This window comes from Vibrio sp. R15-SG3-ISO1B, assembly GCF_059833835.1.
Genome location: NZ_JCBDGG010000045.1, coordinates 77,939 through 99,803, shown reverse-complemented (window position 1 = coordinate 99,803; position 21,865 = coordinate 77,939). Strand labels below are relative to the sequence as shown.

Annotated in this window: 23 protein-coding genes; 4 read left to right on the top strand and 19 right to left on the bottom strand. The window is 48.6% G+C overall.

All coding sequences use genetic code 11. The features are described 5' to 3' along the window. Positions 1 to 115: 115 nt before the first annotated feature. The gene (locus AC6R0S_RS13650; RefSeq protein ID WP_334554450.1) at positions 116 to 499 is read left to right on the top strand and encodes a DUF3461 family protein; all 384 of its coding nucleotides are present in this window, start codon (positions 116 to 118) and stop codon (positions 497 to 499) included. Positions 500 to 591: 92 nt separating this feature from the next. Here AC6R0S_RS13650 and pgpA read toward each other — a convergent pair whose 3' ends face one another. The 15 genes from pgpA to vcdP form a co-directional block, all read right to left on the bottom strand. Beyond that, complete coding sequence (gene pgpA / locus AC6R0S_RS13645) at positions 592 to 1,095, bottom strand: phosphatidylglycerophosphatase A (RefSeq protein WP_500638138.1); 504 nt, start codon at positions 1,093 to 1,095, stop codon at positions 592 to 594. Then, on the bottom strand, positions 1,092 to 2,069 hold the full coding sequence (thiL, locus tag AC6R0S_RS13640) for a thiamine-phosphate kinase (RefSeq protein ID WP_500631735.1): 978 nt from the start codon (positions 2,067 to 2,069) through the stop codon (positions 1,092 to 1,094). Before thiL ends, pgpA begins: the two co-directional genes overlap by 4 nt. Before the next feature lie 61 nt (positions 2,070 to 2,130). Next, positions 2,131 to 2,598 carry a transcription antitermination factor NusB gene (gene nusB, locus AC6R0S_RS13635; protein ID WP_334554444.1) on the bottom strand — a complete coding sequence of 156 codons (468 nt, stop codon included), beginning with the start codon at positions 2,596 to 2,598 and terminating at the stop codon, positions 2,131 to 2,133. Then, positions 2,598 to 3,068 (bottom strand): 6,7-dimethyl-8-ribityllumazine synthase, encoded by a 471-nt coding sequence (gene ribH, locus AC6R0S_RS13630; RefSeq protein WP_053408902.1) that lies wholly within the window; start codon positions 3,066 to 3,068, stop codon positions 2,598 to 2,600. Before ribH ends, nusB begins: the two co-directional genes overlap by 1 nt. A 130-nt stretch (positions 3,069 to 3,198) precedes the next feature. Beyond that, positions 3,199 to 4,305: a bifunctional 3,4-dihydroxy-2-butanone-4-phosphate synthase/GTP cyclohydrolase II gene (gene ribBA / locus AC6R0S_RS13625; RefSeq protein ID WP_500638137.1), complete on the bottom strand. Its 1,107-nt coding sequence runs from the start codon at positions 4,303 to 4,305 to the stop codon at positions 3,199 to 3,201. Between the two features lie 46 nt (positions 4,306 to 4,351). Next, on the bottom strand, positions 4,352 to 5,005 hold the full coding sequence (locus AC6R0S_RS13620) for a riboflavin synthase (RefSeq protein ID WP_500626545.1): 654 nt from the start codon (positions 5,003 to 5,005) through the stop codon (positions 4,352 to 4,354). A 1-nt stretch (position 5,006) separates the two neighbouring features. After that, positions 5,007 to 6,107, bottom strand: a complete 1,101-nt coding sequence (gene ribD, locus AC6R0S_RS13615) for a bifunctional diaminohydroxyphosphoribosylaminopyrimidine deaminase/5-amino-6-(5-phosphoribosylamino)uracil reductase RibD (protein WP_500638136.1) — start codon at positions 6,105 to 6,107, stop codon at positions 5,007 to 5,009. Positions 6,108 to 6,133: 26 nt separating this feature from the next. Next, positions 6,134 to 6,583 (bottom strand): transcriptional regulator NrdR, encoded by a 450-nt coding sequence (gene nrdR, locus AC6R0S_RS13610; protein WP_334554434.1) that lies wholly within the window; start codon positions 6,581 to 6,583, stop codon positions 6,134 to 6,136. Positions 6,584 to 6,686: 103 nt separating this feature from the next. Then, complete coding sequence (locus AC6R0S_RS13605; protein ID WP_500633926.1) at positions 6,687 to 7,937, bottom strand: glutamate-5-semialdehyde dehydrogenase; 1,251 nt, start codon at positions 7,935 to 7,937, stop codon at positions 6,687 to 6,689. A gap of 19 nt (positions 7,938 to 7,956) precedes the next feature. Beyond that, complete coding sequence (proB, locus tag AC6R0S_RS13600; RefSeq protein WP_500633927.1) at positions 7,957 to 9,090, bottom strand: glutamate 5-kinase; 1,134 nt, start codon at positions 9,088 to 9,090, stop codon at positions 7,957 to 7,959. A gap of 137 nt (positions 9,091 to 9,227) precedes the next feature. After that, entirely contained in the window at positions 9,228 to 9,617 is a 390-nt protein-coding gene (crl, locus tag AC6R0S_RS13595; protein WP_500633928.1) for a sigma factor-binding protein Crl, read from the bottom strand. Between the two features lie 105 nt (positions 9,618 to 9,722). Next, complete coding sequence (gene frsA, locus AC6R0S_RS13590) at positions 9,723 to 10,970, bottom strand: esterase FrsA (protein WP_500633929.1); 1,248 nt, start codon at positions 10,968 to 10,970, stop codon at positions 9,723 to 9,725. A gap of 121 nt (positions 10,971 to 11,091) precedes the next feature. Further along, entirely contained in the window at positions 11,092 to 11,556 is a 465-nt protein-coding gene (gpt, locus tag AC6R0S_RS13585; protein ID WP_487901288.1) for a xanthine phosphoribosyltransferase, read from the bottom strand. Positions 11,557 to 11,770: 214 nt separating this feature from the next. Beyond that, positions 11,771 to 13,063 carry an NCS2 family permease gene (locus AC6R0S_RS13580; protein ID WP_500638135.1) on the bottom strand — a complete coding sequence of 431 codons (1,293 nt, stop codon included), beginning with the start codon at positions 13,061 to 13,063 and terminating at the stop codon, positions 11,771 to 11,773. Positions 13,064 to 13,518: 455 nt separating this feature from the next. After that, positions 13,519 to 13,605, bottom strand: a complete 87-nt coding sequence (gene vcdP / locus AC6R0S_RS13575) for a small protein VcdP (RefSeq protein ID WP_500626601.1) — start codon at positions 13,603 to 13,605, stop codon at positions 13,519 to 13,521. Between the two features lie 448 nt (positions 13,606 to 14,053). Between vcdP and AC6R0S_RS13570 the strand changes: the two genes are divergently transcribed. Both AC6R0S_RS13570 and rimK read left to right on the top strand, forming a co-directional pair. Beyond that, positions 14,054 to 15,526: an aminoacyl-histidine dipeptidase gene (locus tag AC6R0S_RS13570; protein WP_500638134.1), complete on the top strand. Its 1,473-nt coding sequence runs from the start codon at positions 14,054 to 14,056 to the stop codon at positions 15,524 to 15,526. A 324-nt stretch (positions 15,527 to 15,850) separates the two neighbouring features. Next, positions 15,851 to 16,756, top strand: coding sequence for a 30S ribosomal protein S6--L-glutamate ligase (gene rimK / locus AC6R0S_RS13565; protein ID WP_500638133.1), 906 nt, complete (start codon positions 15,851 to 15,853; stop codon positions 16,754 to 16,756). Between the two features lie 42 nt (positions 16,757 to 16,798). Here the strand turns inward: rimK and AC6R0S_RS13560 are convergent, their stop codons facing one another. From AC6R0S_RS13560 to dinB, 3 genes are all read right to left on the bottom strand, one after another. Further along, positions 16,799 to 18,160 carry a sodium-dependent transporter gene (locus AC6R0S_RS13560; RefSeq protein WP_500631744.1) on the bottom strand — a complete coding sequence of 454 codons (1,362 nt, stop codon included), beginning with the start codon at positions 18,158 to 18,160 and terminating at the stop codon, positions 16,799 to 16,801. Positions 18,161 to 18,329: 169 nt separating this feature from the next. Continuing rightward, positions 18,330 to 19,073, bottom strand: coding sequence for a DUF2884 family protein (locus tag AC6R0S_RS13555; protein WP_500638168.1), 744 nt, complete (start codon positions 19,071 to 19,073; stop codon positions 18,330 to 18,332). Between the two features lie 73 nt (positions 19,074 to 19,146). Next, positions 19,147 to 20,199 carry a DNA polymerase IV gene (gene dinB, locus AC6R0S_RS13550; protein WP_500638132.1) on the bottom strand — a complete coding sequence of 351 codons (1,053 nt, stop codon included), beginning with the start codon at positions 20,197 to 20,199 and terminating at the stop codon, positions 19,147 to 19,149. Positions 20,200 to 20,353: 154 nt separating this feature from the next. Here dinB and AC6R0S_RS13545 point away from each other — a divergent pair, with 154 nt between their 5' ends. Beyond that, on the top strand, positions 20,354 to 21,568 hold the full coding sequence (locus AC6R0S_RS13545; protein WP_487901295.1) for a GGDEF domain-containing response regulator: 1,215 nt from the start codon (positions 20,354 to 20,356) through the stop codon (positions 21,566 to 21,568). A 45-nt stretch (positions 21,569 to 21,613) separates the two neighbouring features. Here AC6R0S_RS13545 and nqrM read toward each other — a convergent pair whose 3' ends face one another. Continuing rightward, positions 21,614 to 21,847, bottom strand: a complete 234-nt coding sequence (gene nqrM / locus AC6R0S_RS13540; RefSeq protein WP_334554408.1) for a (Na+)-NQR maturation NqrM — start codon at positions 21,845 to 21,847, stop codon at positions 21,614 to 21,616. Positions 21,848 to 21,865 lie beyond the last annotated feature (18 nt).

The window sequence follows — 21,865 nt, the reverse complement described above, 5'->3', positions numbered from 1 at the left end:
AAGCTGATTAAAAAACAACTATCTACCACGATCATAGGCTGCTACATTAACCTATGAACACTTTGTTTCCCTTCCCGGATGGGAAGGGGTTATTACAACACAAAAGAGGTAGCTTATGTTTCCAAACCTCACTGGTTTAGGTATTCACGAGCCTAAGCAAATTGAGCGCTATTCACTTCGTCAAGAAGCGCACAAGGATGTGTTAAAGATCTATTTTCGTAAGCAAAAAGGCGAATTGTTTGCGAAAAGCGTAAAATTCAAATATCCCCGCCAAGTCAAAAACGTACTCGTCGACAGTGGCAGTCACCAATACAAAGAAGTGACTGAGATTAATCGCAATTTAACGCTGGTTATCGATGAATTAAACCAAATCACGCGACCAGAAAAAGCGGCTGAAACGGACGTGAAACAGAAAATCTTGTCCGATCTTCGTCACTTAGAGAAAGTGGTCGCCAGCAAGATTGCCGAGATTGAAGCCGACTTAGAGAAGCTGAAATAAGCGTACTCTCAACCTAGAAAGACAAAGGACAGCGCGGTCGCTGTCCTTTTTTATTGCGTTCCATATTTTGCTGTCTCTATGACTAAGCCCTGCTATAGCCAGCCTGCATATCGACCAATGAGATAGAGTGATACCGCAGCCATGAGGCCAGCGACGATATCATCAATCATAATCCCTAAGCCGCCGTGGATACGCTTATCGAGCCAGCCGATCGGCCAAGGCTTGACCATATCGAAAAATCGAAACAAGACAAATCCGGTCAACAGCCACTTCCAATCCGTCGTCGACAGATTAAACAGAGGCACCACCAGCATGGTGATCCAGAAGCCAGCAAACTCATCCCAGACGATCGATCCGTGATCATGCACGCCCATGTCATCAGACGTCACTTGGCAAATTTTGACGCCAATCCAGCAAGAGAACAGCACCGCCACAATATAGAGTGGTAACGGTAGCTGGACTAAAAGAAGATAAAAAGGCACCGCAGCTAAGGTGCCCATGGTGCCGGGGACGATAGGAGAAAGCCCGCTGCCAAAGCCTGTCGCAAGTAGATGCCACGGGTTTTTCAGCGAAATAAGTGCTAAGGGATTTGTCATACTGATTCACTAAAATGATCATAGCCTTGTCGTGGCCATGTCATTGATTGTCCTTTTGAGTGAAGTTCCCAGTGACCCTGTGGGCGAATTTGGCCGATGCAGGTCACCTTACAATTACAGTGTGCTAGCGCACTCTCAATGGAGCCACGATTGGCCTCGCTGACGGTAAAACAGAGTTCGTACTCTTCGCCGCTCGACAACGCCATTTGCTGAGCACGTTCAGTGCTGGCCAAAAATGTCACCAGTTCATTAGAAACAGGAAGCGTGCTCACGTCAAGGCTTGCTCCAACCTCTGAGCATTCAAGAATATGCCCAAGATCAGCAATTAACCCATCAGAGATATCGACCGCGGCACTGGCGAGCCCCAACAAGGCTTGTCCGACCAAGACACGCGGCGTTGAATAGTAATGTCGATGTACTAACTCGCTTGCCAAAGGCTTTTGGGCCAAGCTTGGATCAAGGATCACATCCAACCCCGCTTGGCTATCACCAAGCTCTCCGGTGACGTAGATCCAATCCCCTACTTGAGCCCCATCTCGGCGTAGCGCTTTATTTGGGTCTACGTATCCCTGTACTGTTAAGGTCATACTGAGCGGCCCTTTGGTGGTGTCTCCGCCAATCAGTTGAATATCGAAATAGTCCGCCAATTGGTAGAATGCGTCACAAAATCCGCTCAACCAAGACTCATCAGCCTCAGGTAGGGTGAGCGCCAACGACACCCAAGCAGGTGTTGCTCCCATCGCCGCTAAATCACTGATGTTGGACGCCAACGCTTTGTGCGCAACAGCGTGAGGATCGGCATCGAGGAGGAAATGGGTCCCCGCGACTAAGGTATCAGTGCTGATCGCAATCGCCAGATCACTGCCTGGTGGTTGGACTAGCGCACAGTCATCGCCTGCCGCCAACAGCACGTCTTTGCGCTGCCCTTGTCGACCAACAAAATATCGATTAATTAGGTTAAATTCACTCGCCATACAGAATTTCTCACATAAAAAAGGTCAGCGCTTGCTGACCTTTTATCTCAAAACTACTGAGTTACTTTTTACGTACGTGTGGTGCGGCTTTATCCAGCACACCATTGACGAATTTGTGGCTGTCTTCTGCAGCAAACACTTTTGCCAACTCAATCGCTTCGTTGATGACCACTTTGTAAGGAACATCTTCGCGGCGAGTCATTTCATACATCGCAAGACGAAGCAACGCAAGCTCCATCATGTCCAAATCTTGCATTGGACGCGCGGTGTATGGGCGAATTTTGCTGTCTAGCTCTGTGTGACTTAGCACAACACCTGATAACAGGTCACGGAAGTAGGCAACGTCTGTATCTGGAGCAGAAAGCGCTGGCTCTTGAGCGTGGTGCTCTTCTTCATCGTACTTACCGCCCGATAAGAACTGCTCTTCAATTGTGGCAACATTTTCTTTGGTAATTTGCCAAGAGTAGATTGCTTGTAAAGCAAATCGACGTGCATTACGACGTGCGGCTGGTTTCACACTGGCCCCCATTAGGAATCAATTTCTGATAGAACGTTAATCATCTCAAGTGCGCTTAGTGCAGCCTCTGCACCTTTATTACCAGCCTTGGTTCCTGCGCGCTCAATTGCTTGGTCAATTGTATCAACGGTCAATACGCCAAACGCCACTGGTAAACTGTATTCCAATGAGACTTGAGCAAGACCTTTGTTACATTCACTACAAACATAGTCAAAGTGTGGTGTACCACCACGAATCACCGTACCAAGCGATACGATCGCGTCAAATTTACCGGTTTTTGCAACACGCTGAGCAACCAATGGCAGTTCAACTGCACCAGGGCAACGCACAACGGTGATGTTCTCTTCGCTAACTTGTCCATGACGCTTTAAAGTATCGATTGCACCAGACAATAGACTTTCGTTAATAAAACTGTTGAAACGAGAAATAACGATAGCAATTTTTGCATTTGGCGCTGGGAAGCCACCCTCGATCACTTTCATAAGCTTTCCTTTAACTATATTCATCAAGTGAGAATCGCCGGATTCTAGCACAAATTTGTGAGCAATATCTAATGGAAATTCGCACCGACTGGGGAGGTGGCAGACGATGCCACCTTCCACTCAATCCTGCTTATTCGCAGATGTACTCAACGACATTCAAACCAAAACCACCCAATGCATGGTATTTTTTGTTGGTTGATGACAGCAGACGCATATCATGCACGCCGAGATCCGCGAGAATTTGCGACCCAACGCCCACGCGACGTGATGTGCCTTGACGCTTGGCCAGCGTCGGCGCTTCCCCTTTGTCTTGCGCTTCAAACATCTTCACGCGGTGGATGAGTAAATCGGTCGACTCTTCGTTGCCCAAAATCACCAATACACCGCCCTCTTCACCGATGCGCTTCATCGCCGCATCCAGGCTCCAGCTGCGGTCTGCGTTCCGGTTACTGTGCAGCAAGTCAGTAAAGGTATCTTGTAAGTGGACACGCACCAATGGGGTATGCGTCATCTCACCTTTGCACAACGCGTAATGGACTTGGTTATCAATAACATCACGGTATGTGACCAATTTGAACTCACCAAACTCCGTCGGCAATTGGCACTCTGCTACGCGCTCAATGGTGGTTTCCGTGTTGTTGCGATACTCAATCAGATCGGCAATGGTGCCCAGTTTGATGTCGTGCTTTTGCGCAAACACTTCCAAATCAGGGCGACGCGCCATCGTGCCGTCATCATTAAGGATTTCAACAATCACGCCTGCGGGCTCAAGACCTGCAAGGCGAGCCAAATCACAGCCTGCTTCGGTATGACCTGCGCGCGTTAACACGCCACCTTCTTGCGCGGCCAGCGGGAAAATGTGCCCGGGCTGAACGAGATCCGCCGCTTTGGCGTCTTTTGCCACTGCGGCTTGCACTGTGCGTGCGCGGTCGGCGGCAGAGATACCCGTTGTCACTCCTTCAGCAGCCTCAATCGACACCGTGAAGTTGGTGGTATACTGTGCGTTATTGTCTTGCACCATAGGTGGCAATCCGAGCTTTTCACAGTGTGACTTGGTCATGGTCAAACAGATCAAACCGCGACCGTGGGTTGCCATAAAATTGATCGCTTCCGGCGTGACGTGCTCCGCCGCCATGATCAAATCCCCTTCATTTTCACGATCTTCATCATCCATGAGGATGACCATTTTACCCAAGCGAATGTCGTCGATGATTTCTTGAGGCGTACTAATTGGCATGATTCTGTTCCTTATTATTGGCGCGGCTTTTGCGGACGTTCCGTCACTACGCAAATCCGTTTTGTTGTAAGAATTCGAGTGTTAGGGTGGATTCTGGCTGTGCAGAGGTGGAGGCCGTTAATAGACGCTCCATGTAACGGGCCAAGACGTCGACTTCGAGATTGACTTTACGCCCGACGTGGAAGTCGGCGATGGTGGTCTCTTCTCCCGTATGCGGCACGATAGTGAGCTTGAAAGCGTTTTTACGTAGCGCATTCACCGTTAAGCTAATTCCATCAACCGTGATGGAGCCTTTCTCTGCCACGTATTTCGCGATGGATTCCGGCATCGAGACCCAGAACTCAATCGCGCGACCGACACTGTTGCGCTCAACGATCTCGCCAACACCGTCCACATGGCCGGAGACAATATGACCGCCAAATCGAGTGGTCGGCAGCATGGCTTTTTCAAGGTTAACTTTGTCGCCCGCTTGATAATCAGCAAAGCCGGTTTTTTGCAGTGTCTCGAGGGATAAATCGGCGCTGTAACTGGTCGCGGTGTAATCCACCACCGTTAAGCAGACACCATTGGTCGCAATACTGTCGCCCAGTTTGACATCGCTCATGTCCAATTTACCGACCTCAACGGTCACACTGATGTCTTCCCCTTTTGGGGTGATGGCAGATAGGATCCCTACTGCCTCTACAATACCTGTAAACATATTAGGATTCTTTGTTAGCTAGTTTGGCGACAACACGAATATCTTTGCCGACCATACGAATATCTTGAATATCGAGCTCGATGCATTCACTCATGGCACCAAGCCCTAAAGCACCGAGCAGGCCTCGTCCATCACTGCCCATCAGTTTAGGCGCGAGGTAGAGAATCAGCTCATCCACCAATCCCGCTTTGAGCACACTTTGCGCAAGCGTTGGGCCCGCTTCAATCCATAACTGATTGATGTTGTGATCTTGGGCTAAGCTGGCGAACGTAGCAAAGAGATCCACATGTCCATCATCCCCGAGCGGTGCGTTGAGAGCGCCATTTGGCCCCACCACCAGCACCTCGCCCGGTGTATTAAAGAGTTTGAGCTCTGGATGAAGCTGCCCTTGCCGGTCCAAAATGACACGCACTGGCTGACGGAGATCGGTGGGTGAGTATTGAAGTTTCAGCGACGCAGGCAAATCGTCAAAACGGACATTGAGTGAAGCGTCATCGGCGATCACCGTTTGGCTAGTGGAGAGAATCGCACTGCTTTGCGCTCGGTAGCGCTGCACATCCTGACGGGCTTCTGGACTGGTGATCCATTGGCTCTCCCCATTGCTTAGCGCCGTTTGTCCATCAAGGCTCGCCGCCAGTTTCAGTTGTACATAAGGCATTTTGCTGTGCATGCGCTTTAGGAAGAATGGGTTTAACGCCACGGCATCTTGTTCGAGCAGCCCGACTTGGACCTCAATACCCGCGGCGCGCAGCATTTCAATACCACGACCTGCTACTTGCGGATTAGGATCTTGCATCGCGCAGACAACCTTCGCGACTTGGGCATTGATCAAACCTTCCGCGCAAGGCGGCGTGCGACCATAGTGAGAGCACGGCTCCAAGGTGACATAAGCGATCGCCCCTTGCGCCTTGTCGCCTGCCATACGCAGTGCATGTACCTCAGCATGAGGCTCACCAGCTCGAAAGTGGAAACCTTCACCGACAATGTCGCCATCTCGGGTAATGACACAGCCAACATTAGGATTCGGCGCTGTGGTGTATTTCCCCCGCTGTGCGAGTTCAATGGCGCGCGCCATCATTTGATAATCTTGTGCACTAAACATGCTCGCCTTTCACCACGCTTAACCGTTTAATCTTCGAGCTTGGCGATCTCTTCACCAAACTCACGAATATCTTCAAAGCTGCGGTACACAGACGCGAAACGAATGTAAGCCACTTTGTCGAGCTCTTTCAACTGCTCCATGACCAGATTGCCGATCATCTCACTCGGCACTTCTCGTTCCCCCGTCGCACGCAACTTAGATTTGATCATGCTGATGGCCAACTCGACGGCATCGGCACTCACCGGACGCTTCTCAAGCGCTCGTTGCAAACCACCAATCATTTTATCTTCATTGAATGGCTCACGATTTCCGTTGGACTTGATGACTTTCGGCATCACCAATTCCGCGGTTTCAAAGGTAGTGAATCGTTCACTGCACGCTAAACACTGCCTGCGGCGGCGCACCTGGTGGCCGTCAGCTACAAGACGAGAGTCGATCACTTTAGTATCGTTCTCAGAACAAAAAGGACAATGCATATCACCTCCATATTAGTGGCAAACAGTGTAACGGAAATCCAAGAAGTTAGAAAAGCAAAAGGGGCAAACTTGCCCCTTTTTCAAATGGTGTCTGGTGAAAGTGTTAACTGCGCGGCAAGTAGTTCGCTTTACCGACCCATTTGTAGCTGGTGAGCTCTTCTAGACCCATAGGACCGCGTGCGTGCAATTTCTGGGTCGACACGGCAACTTCAGCACCAAGGCCAAACTGCGCACCATCAGTAAATCTCGTCGCTGCGTTGACATACACCGCTGCTGAACCCACTGAGTTAATGAAACGCTCTGAATTTTCCAAGCTGTTGGTCATGATCGCATCGGAGTGGCTCGCGTTGTGAACGCGCATATGGTCAATCGCCTCATTGACATCCGCCACCACTTTCACGCCTAAGGTGTAACTCAACCATTCGGTGTCAAAGTCGCCCTCTTTCGCGTCGCGAAGATCGCGTGCGCCCGCCATCAAGGCTTTCGCTTTAGGTTCTGCGACAAACGCGACACTCTCGTTTATGCGCTCAACAATCATAGGCAGAAAACGTTCCGCGACCGCTTGATGGACCAATAAGGTGTCTAGCGAGTTACATGCTGATGGACGCTGTACTTTGGAGTTTTCCACCACATCGAGCGATTTTTCTAGATCCGCACTCTCATCAACAAAAATGTGGCTAATGCCAAATCCACCGATGATGACAGGAATCGTACTGTTCTCTTTACACATTTTGTGTAAGCCTGCGCCGCCTCTTGGGATGATCATATCCACGTACTCATCCAGTTTGAGTAGCTGAGAGACCCATTCGCGATCTGGATTTTCAATGTACTGAACCGACGCCGCAGGCAACCCAGCTTTGGCCAGTGCAGATTGGATGACTTTCACCAACTCCATATTGGAGTAAAACGTCTCTTTACCACCACGCAAAATACTCGCATTGCCGGTTTTTAAACACAGCGCAGCAATATCGATAGTGACATTAGGGCGCGCTTCATAAATCACACCGACCACACCGAGCGGCACACGACGGCGAGAGAGAGACATGCCGTTCTCTAGCACCTTGCTGTCTATCTCACTGCCAACAGGATCATTGAGGGTGATCACATTGCGCACATCATTGGCAATACCGCTCAAGCGCTCAGGATTGAGCAGCAGACGGTCAAGCAGGGCATCGGTCAACCCCGCTTCGCGGCCCAGTTCGATGTCCTTAGCATTGGCAGCAAGAATAAGGTCTGCATTGGCTTCCAATTCATCAGCGATGATCGCTAGGGCTTGGTTCTTCTGTTTCGTTGATGCGGTGGCAAGTTGAAAAGCAGCGTCTTTTGCTGCCTTGCCCATTGAAATAAGTTCCACTCTTGGCTCCTTCGTCTGATTATTCTTGGATAACGACCATATCGTCGCGGTGCAGCACTTCACTACCGTAGTCGTAACCGAGGATAGCGATAATATCTTTACTGTGCTTGCCGATAATTTTGGCCATGTCTTGGCTAGAGTAGCTAGCGATACCTCGCGCGACTAGCTGCCCGTTGGGTGCGGTCACTTGAACCACCTCACCACGAGCAAACTCGCCAGTCACCGCTGTGACGCCTTTAGCCAATAAGCTGCTGCCGTTTTTGATCACGGCACGCACCGCCCCATCATCAATCGTGATGGTGCCTGATGCCGCAGGGCCAGCAAGAATCCAACGTTTACGGTTTTCCAGCGCTTCATCGCATGGCAAAAAGCGCGTGCCTTGCGGCGCTTCACTTAACGAATCAAAGATCACATCTGGCGCGCTACCTGCCGCGATGATGACTTCAATCCCAGCTCGGCGTGCGATATCAGCCGCTTGTAGCTTGGTCGCCATGCCGCCTGTCCCTAAGGTTGTGCTACTGCCGCCGGCGATTTTACGTAGCGTATCGTCGATGGTTTTCACTTCTTTGATCAACTCTGCTGAGGGATCTTTGCGTGGGTCAGCGGTAAACAGACCTTTTTGGTCCGTCAATAGCAACAGTTTGTCTGCACCGCAAAGAATGCCGACCAAGGCAGATAAGTTATCGTTGTCGCCAACTTTGATTTCACTGGTGGCGACGGCATCGTTCTCATTCACAATAGGAATGATGTCGTTATCAACTAAGGCATTGATGGTGTCGCGTGCGTTGAGAAAACGCTCTCTGTCTTCAAGGTCAGCGCGCGTGAGCAGCATTTGACCAATCTTAATGCCGTAAATGCCAAACAAGGCTTCCCAAGTTTGAATCAACTGACTTTGACCAACCGCCGCCAGCAACTGCTTGCTGGCCATCGCATTGGGGAGTGCGGGGTAACCTAAGTGCTCTCGACCTGCGGCAATAGCGCCCGATGAGACCATGACCACTGAATGGCCCTGCTTTTTAAGTTCTGCACATTGACGCGCAAGCTCAACCATATGAGCCCGATCAAGCGCCAAAGTCCCACCAGTGAGTACACTGGTCCCAAGTTTCACTACCACAGTTTTTGGTGATGTGGCAGCGGTGCGTTGCTGATTCATGACACTTCTACTTTGAATGAGAAATAAGGATGGTTAAAAAACTGACCTGTTGTTTTAGCAATCAAATCCGCTTTTCACAAGTAGAAAAGGCGCGATAACGCGCCTTTTTACTAGGATTCAATGTCAATCAATGAAATTTAGACAAATTCGACCGATTGCTGATGCATTTTTACTTCGAGATCAAACTCCGTTGACAAGGTTTCAATCAATTTTTGATGAAACGCTTCTTGGGTTTTGGTGACCTCTTCCACGGCCTTTTTCGGCAAGGGGTCGTCTCGCCATTCACCACTGACATCATAAAGGCCAGTACGGTAACGCGCTTCGTAATAGCCGTCGACTAAGCTAAGCTCAAGCCACCAGCCCCAAAACTCGCGTTTTTCAGGGGATTTCTTGTCGTTGACACACACAGACAGGCAATCAAATAGATACGCCCCTTCCGAACTCTGTACTTCTCGCAGATAGGGACCAATGGCACGCAGTGTGGTTAACAAGCGAAAATGCGTCGGGGTCTTTTTTTCTCCAGTCATAGTGAATCTCCATATTCATTATTATCTGTTGGCTGGAACACGGTGTGACGGACACTTTAGATGCGGTACGTCATTACTTTAGTGTCGTCTAAAAAACCCACAATGTCATCTAATTAGCTCATCTTCTAGCCACTTGATCGCTAAATCGAGGGATTGCTCATATCCTTGTGTAATTGTCTTAGCACTGATTTGCTTCGCTTTGCCGTATTGGCTGTACAAGGCGACTAATCGGTTGTCACTAAAGGGAGAAACAGGATCTCGCTCTAAGTTCATCGCCAAAATAGGCACCTTGGTTTTACGCCCACCTAAGATACCCTGCACCTTCAACGACCATGCCATCAGTTGAATCGCCAGACTGTTGATATCGACAATATTCTTCCCAATGCGCGATGCCAACACGTCCAGATACATCTTGGGCATCTGCTTGATTTTATCCGGAGACGATAAGATGTCATGAATCGGCGCCCCTAGCGTTACGCACGCCTTGATCTTCTCTTGCTCCATAAATGACAAACGCACCATGGCATTGCCACCAAAACGAAACCCGATCAAACCCACTCGGTGATGATCAACCCAAGGAATATCAACCAGTTGATTGAGCACAGCCTGATGTAGGCAAGAGCTATCATGCGTCAGATTCCAATGGGTGTTGTGACCCATAGACGGCAAATCGATAGTGAGCATCGCGATGCCTTTTTTGGCTAGATGATCGCGAAATAGACGCCACATATCCGTTTGTAGACTATCGAGACCTGCGCTCACCATCACCACAGGTTGTGGCTCATCAGTGCGAGTTAAGTGAAGGTGGGCGACGATTTTTTTATTTTGATGCGGGATCTCTAGCCGTTTGATGGTGTACTTAGTCTGTTTCGCTGCTTCCTCATAAGCATTGCCCGCCAACACTTGCGCCTGAGCGGCGAGCGTATCGTTTTTGAGATGCGGATAACCAGCGATACTGTAACAAAGGGAGGCGTTAAAGAGCTCATCAGCCGCTTCTTCACCTTTGAGTTGTTGAGCGCGCTTTTGATGCAGCATACCCAACTTTGTCCACTCGAAGTTCCAGTTCCCGCTGTGATAGCCCATCACAGTATCTAGCCACTCATCGTGGGTACGCGAATGCTTTGAGGAGGCCATCGCCGCTAATACGCCTTCGATTTCGATAGGTTGTAGACCTTGCCATGTCCATTGCAGGCGGCGTAAGTTGCGATACCATTTGTAGCCGTCTTCGACACGTTTTTCATCCAGCAGCGCCTGACTTGATGGCATGTAGGCAATCAACTCCGACGTCTCTTTGGCTTTTTTATCTTTGGCAAACAGCGTCTCAGACAGGTTTTTGCTTACTTCTTCCGACATCACATTACTCGTGTATTCGTTCGATTCTTTCATAGTAATAAAAAAAATGACCCAAGAAAGGGTCATTTATCAAGATTCTTTATTGAAATCGCCAATGCATTCACCCAAAAGTGAAAAAGCATTACTTTTGCTTGCGATTGATCGGTTCGATGTATTGAATCGCCATATCCCATGGTTGCTCAATCCAAGTCTCTTGAGCGATATCAACCACGTAGTCATCTAAAAGTTCAGCGCCCGATGGTTTCGCGCACACGGCGATCAATTTCGCTTTCGGGTACAAGTCACGTAGTTTGCGTGCTGTGTCACCACTGTCGACCAGGTCTTCAACGATAAGGTAACCTTCACCGTCACCTTCAGGTGCTTTCAATACGCTCATATCACGTTGGTGATCGTGATCGTAGCTTGAAATACAGATGGTATCCACGTAACGAATACCGAGTTCACGCGCTAAAATAGCACCCGGTACTAAACCGCCACGGCTCACAGCCCAAATTCCTTTCCATTGCTCGGCAGGCATCTGCTTTTCTGCAAGTTCACGACAGTACGCGTGCATCTGATCCCAAGTGATGATGAATTTTTTACTCATTGTAATAACCTAATAGTTTTGTCCAATCGGCATCCCCTGAAAAACAAGCTCAGTTGATACAACCTACAGCTTGATGCACCAGGCCAAATAGGGGAAAAGCTACGCAAACGATTATTTTACCGGAAGCGGCGGCCAATACCAATGGCGAATTATATTCACTATAAAACAACGCCACAGCGAAAGCGCTGTGGCGTTGTTGATTCAATGCTTGTGATTAACCAGCGAAGACGTACTTCAGCAAGAAGACTGCCGATAGTACCCAAACGCTCACAGACACGTCGCGTCCTTTACCACTCAATAGTTTAATTGCAGCGTAAGAGATAAAGCCCAGTGCAATACCTTCTGCGATAGAGTAAGTCAGTGGCATCAGCAGACACGTCACCACAACCGGCGCCGCTTCTGTTAGATCACGCCAATCGATGCTGACCAAGCCAGACATCATTAGAATCGCTACGTAGAACAGTGCGCCAGCGGTCGCGTATGGAGGAATCATGCCAGCCAAAGGCGAGAAGAACAGTGCCAACAAGAACAGCACGCCAACAACCACCGCCGTTAAACCAGTACGACCGCCTGCCGCAACCCCTGCCGTAGACTCTACGTAAGACGTGGTGCTTGAGGTACCGAGTACCGCGCCCACTGACGTTGCTGTTGAGTCTGCTAATAGTGCTTTGTTCAAACGTGGTAGTTTGCCGTCTTCTTTAATGAAGTTCGCCTTAGTTGCAACACCCACCAGCGTACCCGCCGTATCAAAGAGATCAACAAACAAGAAAGCAAAGACCACTGAGATCATGCCCACTTCAAACACGTCAGCAATGTTCATTTCCATAAAGGTCGGCGCAATGCTTGGTGGTGTCGACATCACACCGCCCCACTGTACATCACCCACCAATAGACCGAGCGCGGTGATAATAAGGATCGCGATCATCACAGCGCCACGAACGCCGCGGTACACCAAACCGATGGTCAAGAAAAAGCCCAAGGCAGCCAAGGCTGGTGCGAGGTTTGTGATGTGGCCCAAGCCGACCAAGGTCGCTGGATTATCAACGACGATGCCTGAGTTTTGTAGGCCGATAAACGCAAGGAATAGACCAATACCCGCAGAGATACCCGTGCGCAGCGACAATGGGATGGAGTTGATGATCCACTCACGGATTTTGAATACCGAAAGCGCCATGAAGATCAAACCAGAGACAAACACCGCACCGAGCGCGACTTGCCATGAGTGACCCATACCCAAAACAACACCATAAGTGAAGAACGCGTTGAGGCCCATACCTGGCGCCAATGCAATCGGGTAGTTAGCGACAAAGCCCATGATAAAACAGCCAATCGCAGCGGCTAAACAGGTCGCAACAAAGACAGCGCCCTTGTCCATCCCTGCATCGGCCAGCATCGCTGGGTTGACAAAAATGATGTAAGCCATTGTCAGGAATGTGGTCACACCGGCAATGATCTCAGTTTTGACATTCGTGCCATTTTCACTGAGTTTGAACAGTTTTTCGAACATGATCGAATCCTAAAAGGGTAAAAAGTAAACGGTTGCGTAATCGATTGGCGGAATTATAAAGTCATCAAATAGTAAATTCCAGATAGAATTATGACTCTAATCAATATTTCGGGTTGTAAATGGGCAACCTATCGCTATAAAAGAGCCACAAACAAAACAAAAACAAAGAAAATTCATAAAGATAGAAAGAAAAGACATCATCATTCAGACGGTGAACTTTTGTACCATGTTGTAAACTTTCAAATCCAGAACGGCAGTTTGTAACCTGAGTAACACGTGCTTATGTGCATAATATGCAGAGAATGGCATTAATAAGGAGAAATCGGTGAGTTGGCGGATAAAAAAACGCCACTCAAAATGAGTGGCGGTTGAATCATGTCAGCGAAAACGGCGCTGCAAATATATTCCAATATTAGGGGGTGAACATAACGTTCGAGATAAACAAGCTTTCAGTGTTAGTAACCAAAGCTAGTGGGGTAAGTAAAGCTTCCTGTATAAACAGATTTGTTTAGCCAGAACGCTGCACTTGGTAAACCTTTCATAACATCACCTTCTAAATCAATTAAACACATTACAATGATTGATTTCTCAGTTCCTTGGAGGCGATAACTCGGACTCATCCTTTGAGCGTTTTTACTTCGCTGCCGAAGTGGTTACAAATATACCTTATAGAAATTAAATTACAACACCAAAAGTGATAAAAGTCACAAAAAATTGCGATTGCTGATTCAAATTAAACCGCAGTTGTAATTTAATTACATAAAAATCACTAGCATCTAAGTTAATCTGTCAGATTGATAATCACATCATTGAATATCCCGTCGATAGAGGGGTAGGCACTTTTCGCTGCAGTTTGCATCAACTCACTTGGGTATCGATCTTGAGAGTGCTATTCTGACCAACATCAAATCGGCAAGTTTGGATGTTTGTGCTACTCATCATTTGGTGCATAAGACAATATTTGCCATCTCTCATTATAAGGAGTTATCCGTGTCTGAGTTCCATTCTGAAATTAGCAGCTTGTCACCAGCGCCTTTGTGGCAGTTTTTCGACAAGATTTGCTCCATTCCTCACCCATCGAAACACGAAGAAGCCCTAGCGCAAATGATCATTGATTGGGCGACCGATCAAGGCTTAGAAGTCAAACGCGATCCAACCGGCAACGTCTTCATCAAAAAACCGGCGACCAAAGGGATGGAGAATAAAAAAGGTGTGGTTCTGCAGGCTCACATTGATATGGTGCCGCAGAAAAACGAAGACACGGATCATGATTTTACCCAAGACCCGATCCAACCTTATATTGATGGTGAGTGGGTCACCGCCAAAGGTACAACCTTGGGTGCGGACAACGGCATTGGTATGGCGTCTTGTCTCGCGGTATTGGCGTCCAATGACATTAAACACGGGCCACTAGAAGTGCTGCTGACGATTGATGAAGAAGCAGGCATGACTGGCGCATTTGGTCTTGAAGCGGGTTGGTTAGAAGGCGACATTCTGCTTAATACCGATTCTGAGCAAGAGGGTGAAGTGTACATGGGTTGTGCCGGTGGTATCGACGGTGAAATGACGTTCGAGATCCAACGCGAAGCTCTGCCCGCGGGCTATGTGACCCGACAGCTTATTCTTAAAGGCTTAAAAGGCGGACACTCAGGCTGTGATATCCACACTGGACGCGGTAATGCCAACAAACTCCTCGCTCGATTCCTAGCAGGTCACGCAAGCGAACTGGATTTGCGCCTGATTGAATTCCGTGGTGGTAGCCTGCGTAATGCAATTCCACGCGAAGCGTTTGTTACGGTCGCCGTCCCTGCTGAAAACGAAGCCAAGCTTGCCGAGCTTTATCAGTTCTACACACAACGGCTTATCAACGAGCTCGGCAAAGTGGAAACTAGCCTTGTCACGTTTAACGAAGCGAGTGAAAGTCAGGAAGGCGTGCTATCTATTAGCGATCAACAGCGTTTTATCGCCGCTTTGAACGCCTGCCCGAATGGCGTGATTCGTATGAGTGACGACATTGAAGGAGTGGTCGAGACCTCATTAAACGTTGGTGTCATTACCACAGAAAAAGAAGCCATTCGCGTTCTCTGCTTAGTTCGCTCTTTGATTGACTCGGGTCGCCAACAAGTTGAAGGCATGCTCACCTCCGTGGCTGAGCTTGCTGGTGCTAAGATCGCTTTCTCTGGCGCCTACCCTGGCTGGAAACCGGATGCGGATTCAGAGATCATGGCCATCTTCCGCGACATGTATGAAGGCATTTACGGTCACAAGCCGAACATCATGGTGATTCACGCCGGTCTAGAGTGTGGTCTATTTAAAGAACCTTACCCCAATATGGATATGGTCTCTTTTGGTCCTACCATTAAGTTCCCTCACTCACCAGATGAGAAGGTTAAGATTGATACCGTGGCGCTCTTTTGGGAGCAAATGGTCGCCCTGTTGGAAGCGATTCCTGAGAAGGCATAGTCTTTCATCTAAACATGGTATTGCTGTACTAGCCGAGCTCTTGCTCGGCTTTTTTGTGACTCAAAATCGCCGCACGGATTGGGCTAACATCGAGCGATAATATTTGTGGTGACGACAATTAATTTTTGTTAGCCAAGCCATTTACCCCACTGCTAAGGTTCGCGTCCTTACAGCGCTGAGGCGTCATTACCGCCACTTTTTCGCGCTGACTCTTTATCTTAAAAGTCACAGGTGCTCGCTCTGGCATCTGAGTTTCTATTGTTTTGTTTGCACTCATTCGGAGACCATCGCCGGATGAGTATTGCCCTATTAGGAAATCACAGCATGAAAATCGGTGTTCTGTCTCGTAACGCTAAACTTTACTCGACCAAGCGTTTAATCGAGGCAGCAAAAGAACGCGGCCACGAAGTGAAGGTTATTGACGCTCTACGTTGTTACATGAATATCAACTCAGACAAACCTGAAATTCATTTCAAAGGCGAAGAGCTGTCAGGGTTTGATGCCATCATTCCTCGTATTGGCGCCTCGGTGACGTTCTATGGCACCGCTGTGTTGCGTCAATTTGAGATGATGGGTGTCTATCCGGTCAACGAGTCCGTGGCGATCACCCGCTCTAGAGATAAGCTTCGTTCCATGCAGTTACTTTCTCGTAAAGGCATCGGTATGCCGATCACCGGCTTTGCCAGCAAACCAGATGATGTGAAAGATTTGTTGGAGATGGTCAGCGGTGCGCCTGTTGTGATCAAGCTTCTAGAAGGAACACAAGGTATTGGCGTAGTGCTAACTGAAACACGAAAAGCAGCCGAAAGTGTGATTGAAGCGTTTATGGGCTTGAAGGCCAACATCATGGTCCAAGAGTATATTAAAGAAGCCGGCGGCGCCGATATTCGCTGTTTTGTGATTGGCGACAAGGTGATCGCCGCGATGAAGCGTCAAGGGGCGGAAGGCGAATTTCGCTCAAATCTGCATCGAGGCGGCAGCGCATCACTCGTCAAAATCACGCCGCAAGAGCGCCGTACTGCGGTTGCTGCGGCCAAAATCATGGGTCTTAACGTCGCTGGCGTGGATTTGTTACGCTCAGAACGTGGACCACTGGTGATGGAAGTGAATTCATCTCCTGGTCTTGAAGGTATTGAAGCCGCAACAGGTAAAGACATTGCAGGGATGATCATCGACTTTATTGAAAAAAATGCGGCGATAAAAGGGACAAAAACACGAGGTCGTGGCTAGTTGAAGGGTTGAAGAGTGCCTGTCAGGCACTCTTCAAGCTTTTTAAAACGACGCCCAGATCACCGTCGCGACAAGCAGCGGGCAGACAAATTTGACATACACTGGCCATACTTTGCCAAACCACCCTAGGCTAAACTCTGGATACCCTTGCTCTAGCTCGCGAACTTTCCCTTTACGACTCCAAACCCAGCCACCAAACAGACAGAACATTAACGCCGCCATCGGCTGCAGATACTGCGTGGCGATCATCGCGACTAAGCCAAATAAGGCAGAGAAGTGATACACCACAACCACACTGACTAACGCTATCGCGCCGCCTAACCACCAACTGGTCGCCGTTCTTCCCGTACCGAAACGTTCGCCAACTAAGGCAACGGGGCACTCAAGCATCGAGATTGAGGAGGTCAACGCGGCAATAGTCAGCAACAAGAAAAACACCACAGCAAAGAGTTGCCCAAGAAGCCCTAAGCTTTCAAACATCAACGGCAGTACCCTAAACACCAAGGTATCCGAGCTGAGTAATGAGCCATCTTCAGCGTAGATCTGAACACCTTTTTGCATCGCCACAAACATGGCAGGCAATACCACCAATCCCGCAATAAAAGCGACAGCGGTGTCAACCAAGGTGACGTTCATGGCCATCTTTGGCAGGTTCTCTTTTTTACTCAGGTAAGAGCCATAGATCAGCATGGAACATCCCCCTATGGTTAGCGAGAAGAAACCTTGCCCCATCGCTGCTAAAATCAGCTTACGATCCATGATCTTAGCGAAATCTGGCACCAAATAGTGTTTGAGACCTTCCATTGCGCCCGCTTGGGTCATGATGTAGATAAACAGCAAAGCGAAGAGCAAAAACAACGCAGGCATGAGCCGAGTCGACCATTTCTCGATGCCCTGTTTAACACCACCTTGAACAATCAAAATGGTCAGAACATAGAAGATCACAGTGCCCAATAGGTTACGCTCGATGCTAAAGCCTTTGAACCATGCACTCAGGGCGTCGAGCCCTGCCAGATCACACACCGCCGCGAACAAGAAGCAAATCAACCACCCGCCAACGATGCTGTAAAAAGCGAGCACAGCACACGGTACACTCAGACCAACCCAACCGACCATGGAGCCGATGTTTTTTGCCATAGGGTGAGAATGAAGTGAGCGCATACTATCAATGGGGTTTGCTTGACCATGACGACCAATTGCCATTTCAACCACTAGCATCGGAAAGGCGACGACAAAGATCATGATCAGATAGACCAATAGAAATGCCCCGCCACCGTTGCTTGCCGCTTGGGTTGGAAAACCCCAAATATTCCCTAACCCCACAGCCGCACCAGCCGCTGCGAGAATGAATCCTAAACGTGAACCAAAGTGCTCACGAGCTTGTACGTTGTCTGTTTGTGCCATACCACTTTGCACCATTAAACTAGTTGACTGGTACAATATAGATAAACACTGGCCATTTCAATTGCTGGACTACATTTCTCTAGCTTAGTGACATAGAAAACAAAGAAGATGCTAGTAAAGGTGATTTTACAAGCATCTTCATTATTATTAGAAAAGATAAAAAGTAGGGTTAGATGGTAAAGACCGGATAGTTTTTTAACTCTGGGATCTGTTGATGCAGCTGCTGCTCTTGCTCGACCATCTCTTCTAATGAATCACACAATGCATCGCCTTTTTTCTGCAACTGAGTTCCATGCTCATCCAACCGAGCCGCAATACGCTCTTTCAGTTCGGCCATGGTTTCCGCCATTTCGGTGAGGTTAATCCCGCCTTCGGCGGTCATCTTCGCCTGAAGCGCAGCAAAACTGCTGGTAATAAACTCTTGGTTAAATAGTGCTTTGGCTTTTTCAAAATCTTCTGCCCAAGTTTGCGCCATTTCACGAAAGCTTTGCGCCGGCAAAATAAGATCACCGTCGTTGTAATATCTCGATTCCATATCCTTATAGAAAGCTCGCAGTGATGCTTTGACCCCCTCAAAGGCGTCGGGTGTATCAAAGCTATCAGCAATATCATCAATAATATCATCCGCTAACGCTAAGCCATCTTGGGCTAACTGCTTTGCTTTAGGTACGTAGCTATTGAGGTTTTGTTTATATTCTTCAATGGCTTTTTTCTGCTCGGCGCTGAGCGGTACGCGCTCGCCGTGAATAGTCAACTCGTTATTCCCATCCACCACCGCACTGTCACCACTGGTTTGATGGATTTCTAGCTGACGCTCATTGAGGTGAATCTCATTTTGCAGCCCAATATGGCATTGAGCCGCGAGCGTAGGTGCCGAAGCACTGAGTGCCAATGCCAATACGATTTTTCTCATCATGATTTACCTATGTCCTTTTTGCTGACGCTAGCAGGGTTTTGTCAGTGTTATGCTGCCCCTGTGTCAACATTTAGAAGAAACTCAGCTGCTTGGTTTGCTCTTCAGGCTTCAACATCACGCTTAATCCAAGCAAGCGAATCTCCCGGCCTTGTTGTCTGGTTAATATATCACTAAGCAATTGCTTAAAATACGCCAACTCCAATTGATTGTGCCCGTGCTCAATAGTGGTGAGTTGGAAATCGGCGAACTTCATTTTGATGCCCTGTTTGATGATCCCTTTATCCGGTGACGCTCTTTCTAAGCGCCGTTCCAGCTCTGGGAAGAGTCGCTCTTCAATCACTTGCCAGCATTGATCATAGCTGTAAATATTATGACTGAACGTGCGCTCCACACCCACAGACTTTCGCTCTCGCTCTGTCACGACTTCACGTGCATCAATCCCCTGGCTCTTGTTCCACAAGGACGCCCCGAGGCGCCCAAAACGGCGCAACAGTTCACGATAATCGCTGTTTTTTATGTCCTCGCAAACATAAAAGCCCGCTTGATGCAGCTTCTCTAAACTTACCTTGCCGACACCGGGGATTTTCTCTAGCGGCAAACTGTCCACGACGCGTTGCACATCCTGCGGTGGGATCACACACTGGCCATTCGGCTTATTGATGTCTGAGGCTACCTTGGCGAGAAACTTCACAGGCGCAATCCCGGCTGAGGCGGTCAAATTGAGCTCCTGATGGATATCCTGTCGAATCGCTTGCGCAATTAGGGTAGCGCTGCCATGGCAGTGCGGGGAGTGCGTCACATCAAGGTAAGCTTCATCCAAAGAGAGAGGTTCGATGAGCGGCGTATAGCGCGCGAAAATCTCTCGGATCTGCGCTGAGACCTCTTTGTAAACTTGCATCCGACCGGGTACAACCAATAGATGCGGGCAAAGCTTCAGTGCCTGTGCGGTTGGCATTGCACTGCGAACGCCGAACTGGCGCGCTTCGTAGTTGCACGTGCTGATCACTCCACGTTGCTTTTCGCTGCCTCCGACGGCCAGAGGACGCCCACGATAAGCAGGGTGATCACGCATCTCGACCGCAGCGAAGAAGCAGTCCATATCGATGTGAATGATCTTCCTCATCGCCTTTTGAACCTAAAAACTGTATATCCAAACAGTATAATTTATCTTCCCATAACCACAAAGCCGAATTTTGGTTTGAGAATTGTTAAAAGATTCGCAAGTTAATGAGATACAGTTATTATTAACAGGTTAAATATAGATTAGGAGCACCACGTTGAATAATAAAGTGTTGGTCGTAGAGGATAGCCGCGCCTATCGCAACTATCTTACTCAACAACTTTCCTCACTCGGCTGTCACGTGATTGGTGTCGAATCGTATGCCCAAGCCAAAGAGACTTTAGAGAAACATCCGTCGTTTCGCTTCGCGGTGTTAGATTACTGTTTGCCTGATGCGCAAGATGGCGAAGTGATTGATCTGGTTCTTTCTCATGAACAGAAAGTCATCGTCCTTACCGCCACTTTTAATGAGCAAGCACGGGAACGATTTATTGCCAAAGGGGTGATGGATTACATCCTCAAAGACAGCATGGCCTCAGTGTCTTATTTGCTGCCACTCGCCAAACGCTTGCTCAACAACGAAAATCATCATGGCTTGGTGGTTGATGATTCCCCCACCGTTCGTCGCCATGTTGCGCAGCTATTGGAACATCAATACATCAAAACGACTCAAGCAGAAAATGGCCAGCAAGCGCTCGAACTGATTGCGCAGAACCCAGACATTACCTTTATCATCACCGATCATGACATGCCGGAAAAAGACGGCGTGATGATGACAAGGGAACTGCGCCAGACTTACACCAAGAATCAGCTCGCGGTACTGGGTTTATCCGGTACGGGAAGCAAAACCTTAACCGCGCAATTTCTTAAAGCTGGGGCGAATGACTTTCTGACTAAGCCCTTCAATCAAGAAGAGTTTTATTGCCGTGTTCACCAGTTGCTTGATATGAAAGAGGCTACGGATGAGCTGTATAAACTCGCCAACCAAGATGCACTAACAGGCTTATGGAATCGCCGTTTTTTGTTTGATCAAGTGTGTGATGGCTGCGAAAAACGCAACATTGCAATGCTCGATATTGATCACTTTAAGCAAGTAAATGACAACTACGGCCACGATGGCGGTGATGCGGCATTGGTTATGGTCGCCAACATCCTAAAGATCTATTTTCCGGAAGATATTGTCGCCCGATTTGGCGGAGAAGAGTTCTGTATTCAATCTTGCCAACCGTATGACGACTTTGTAAAGCGGCTGGATAGTATGCGCCGCCGAGTCGAAAAGACGCCGATTCATTACGCTGACGACACCATCAATGTCACTATCAGCATCGGCGTGTCTTGTATTGAGGCGAGCCTTGATGGCCAAATAAAAGTGGCTGACGATCGGCTCTACACCGCAAAAGCGAATGGTCGCAATCAAGTCGTCAGCCAATGACCATTGGCTCATAACCATTAGGGAATAACCGTTAGCGAATAACGGTTAGGCAATACGGTCCTTTTCCCAAGCGGCCAGCTTTTCTGCTCGCGCCGCTTCTCTTGCTTCGCGTTTTTTACGCGCATCGCAAGGCTCAGGGCAATTACACACTTTCTCAATGCCCACAGCGCCTAAACCGCCGCAACTGCCCTTCACCACTTTCTTTTGCACTATGTAGCCAATAGACATGGCTGCAATCACTGCAATGAAAACACCGAAGGTGATAATAAATGTACTCATAGTGACATGCTCTCTTGC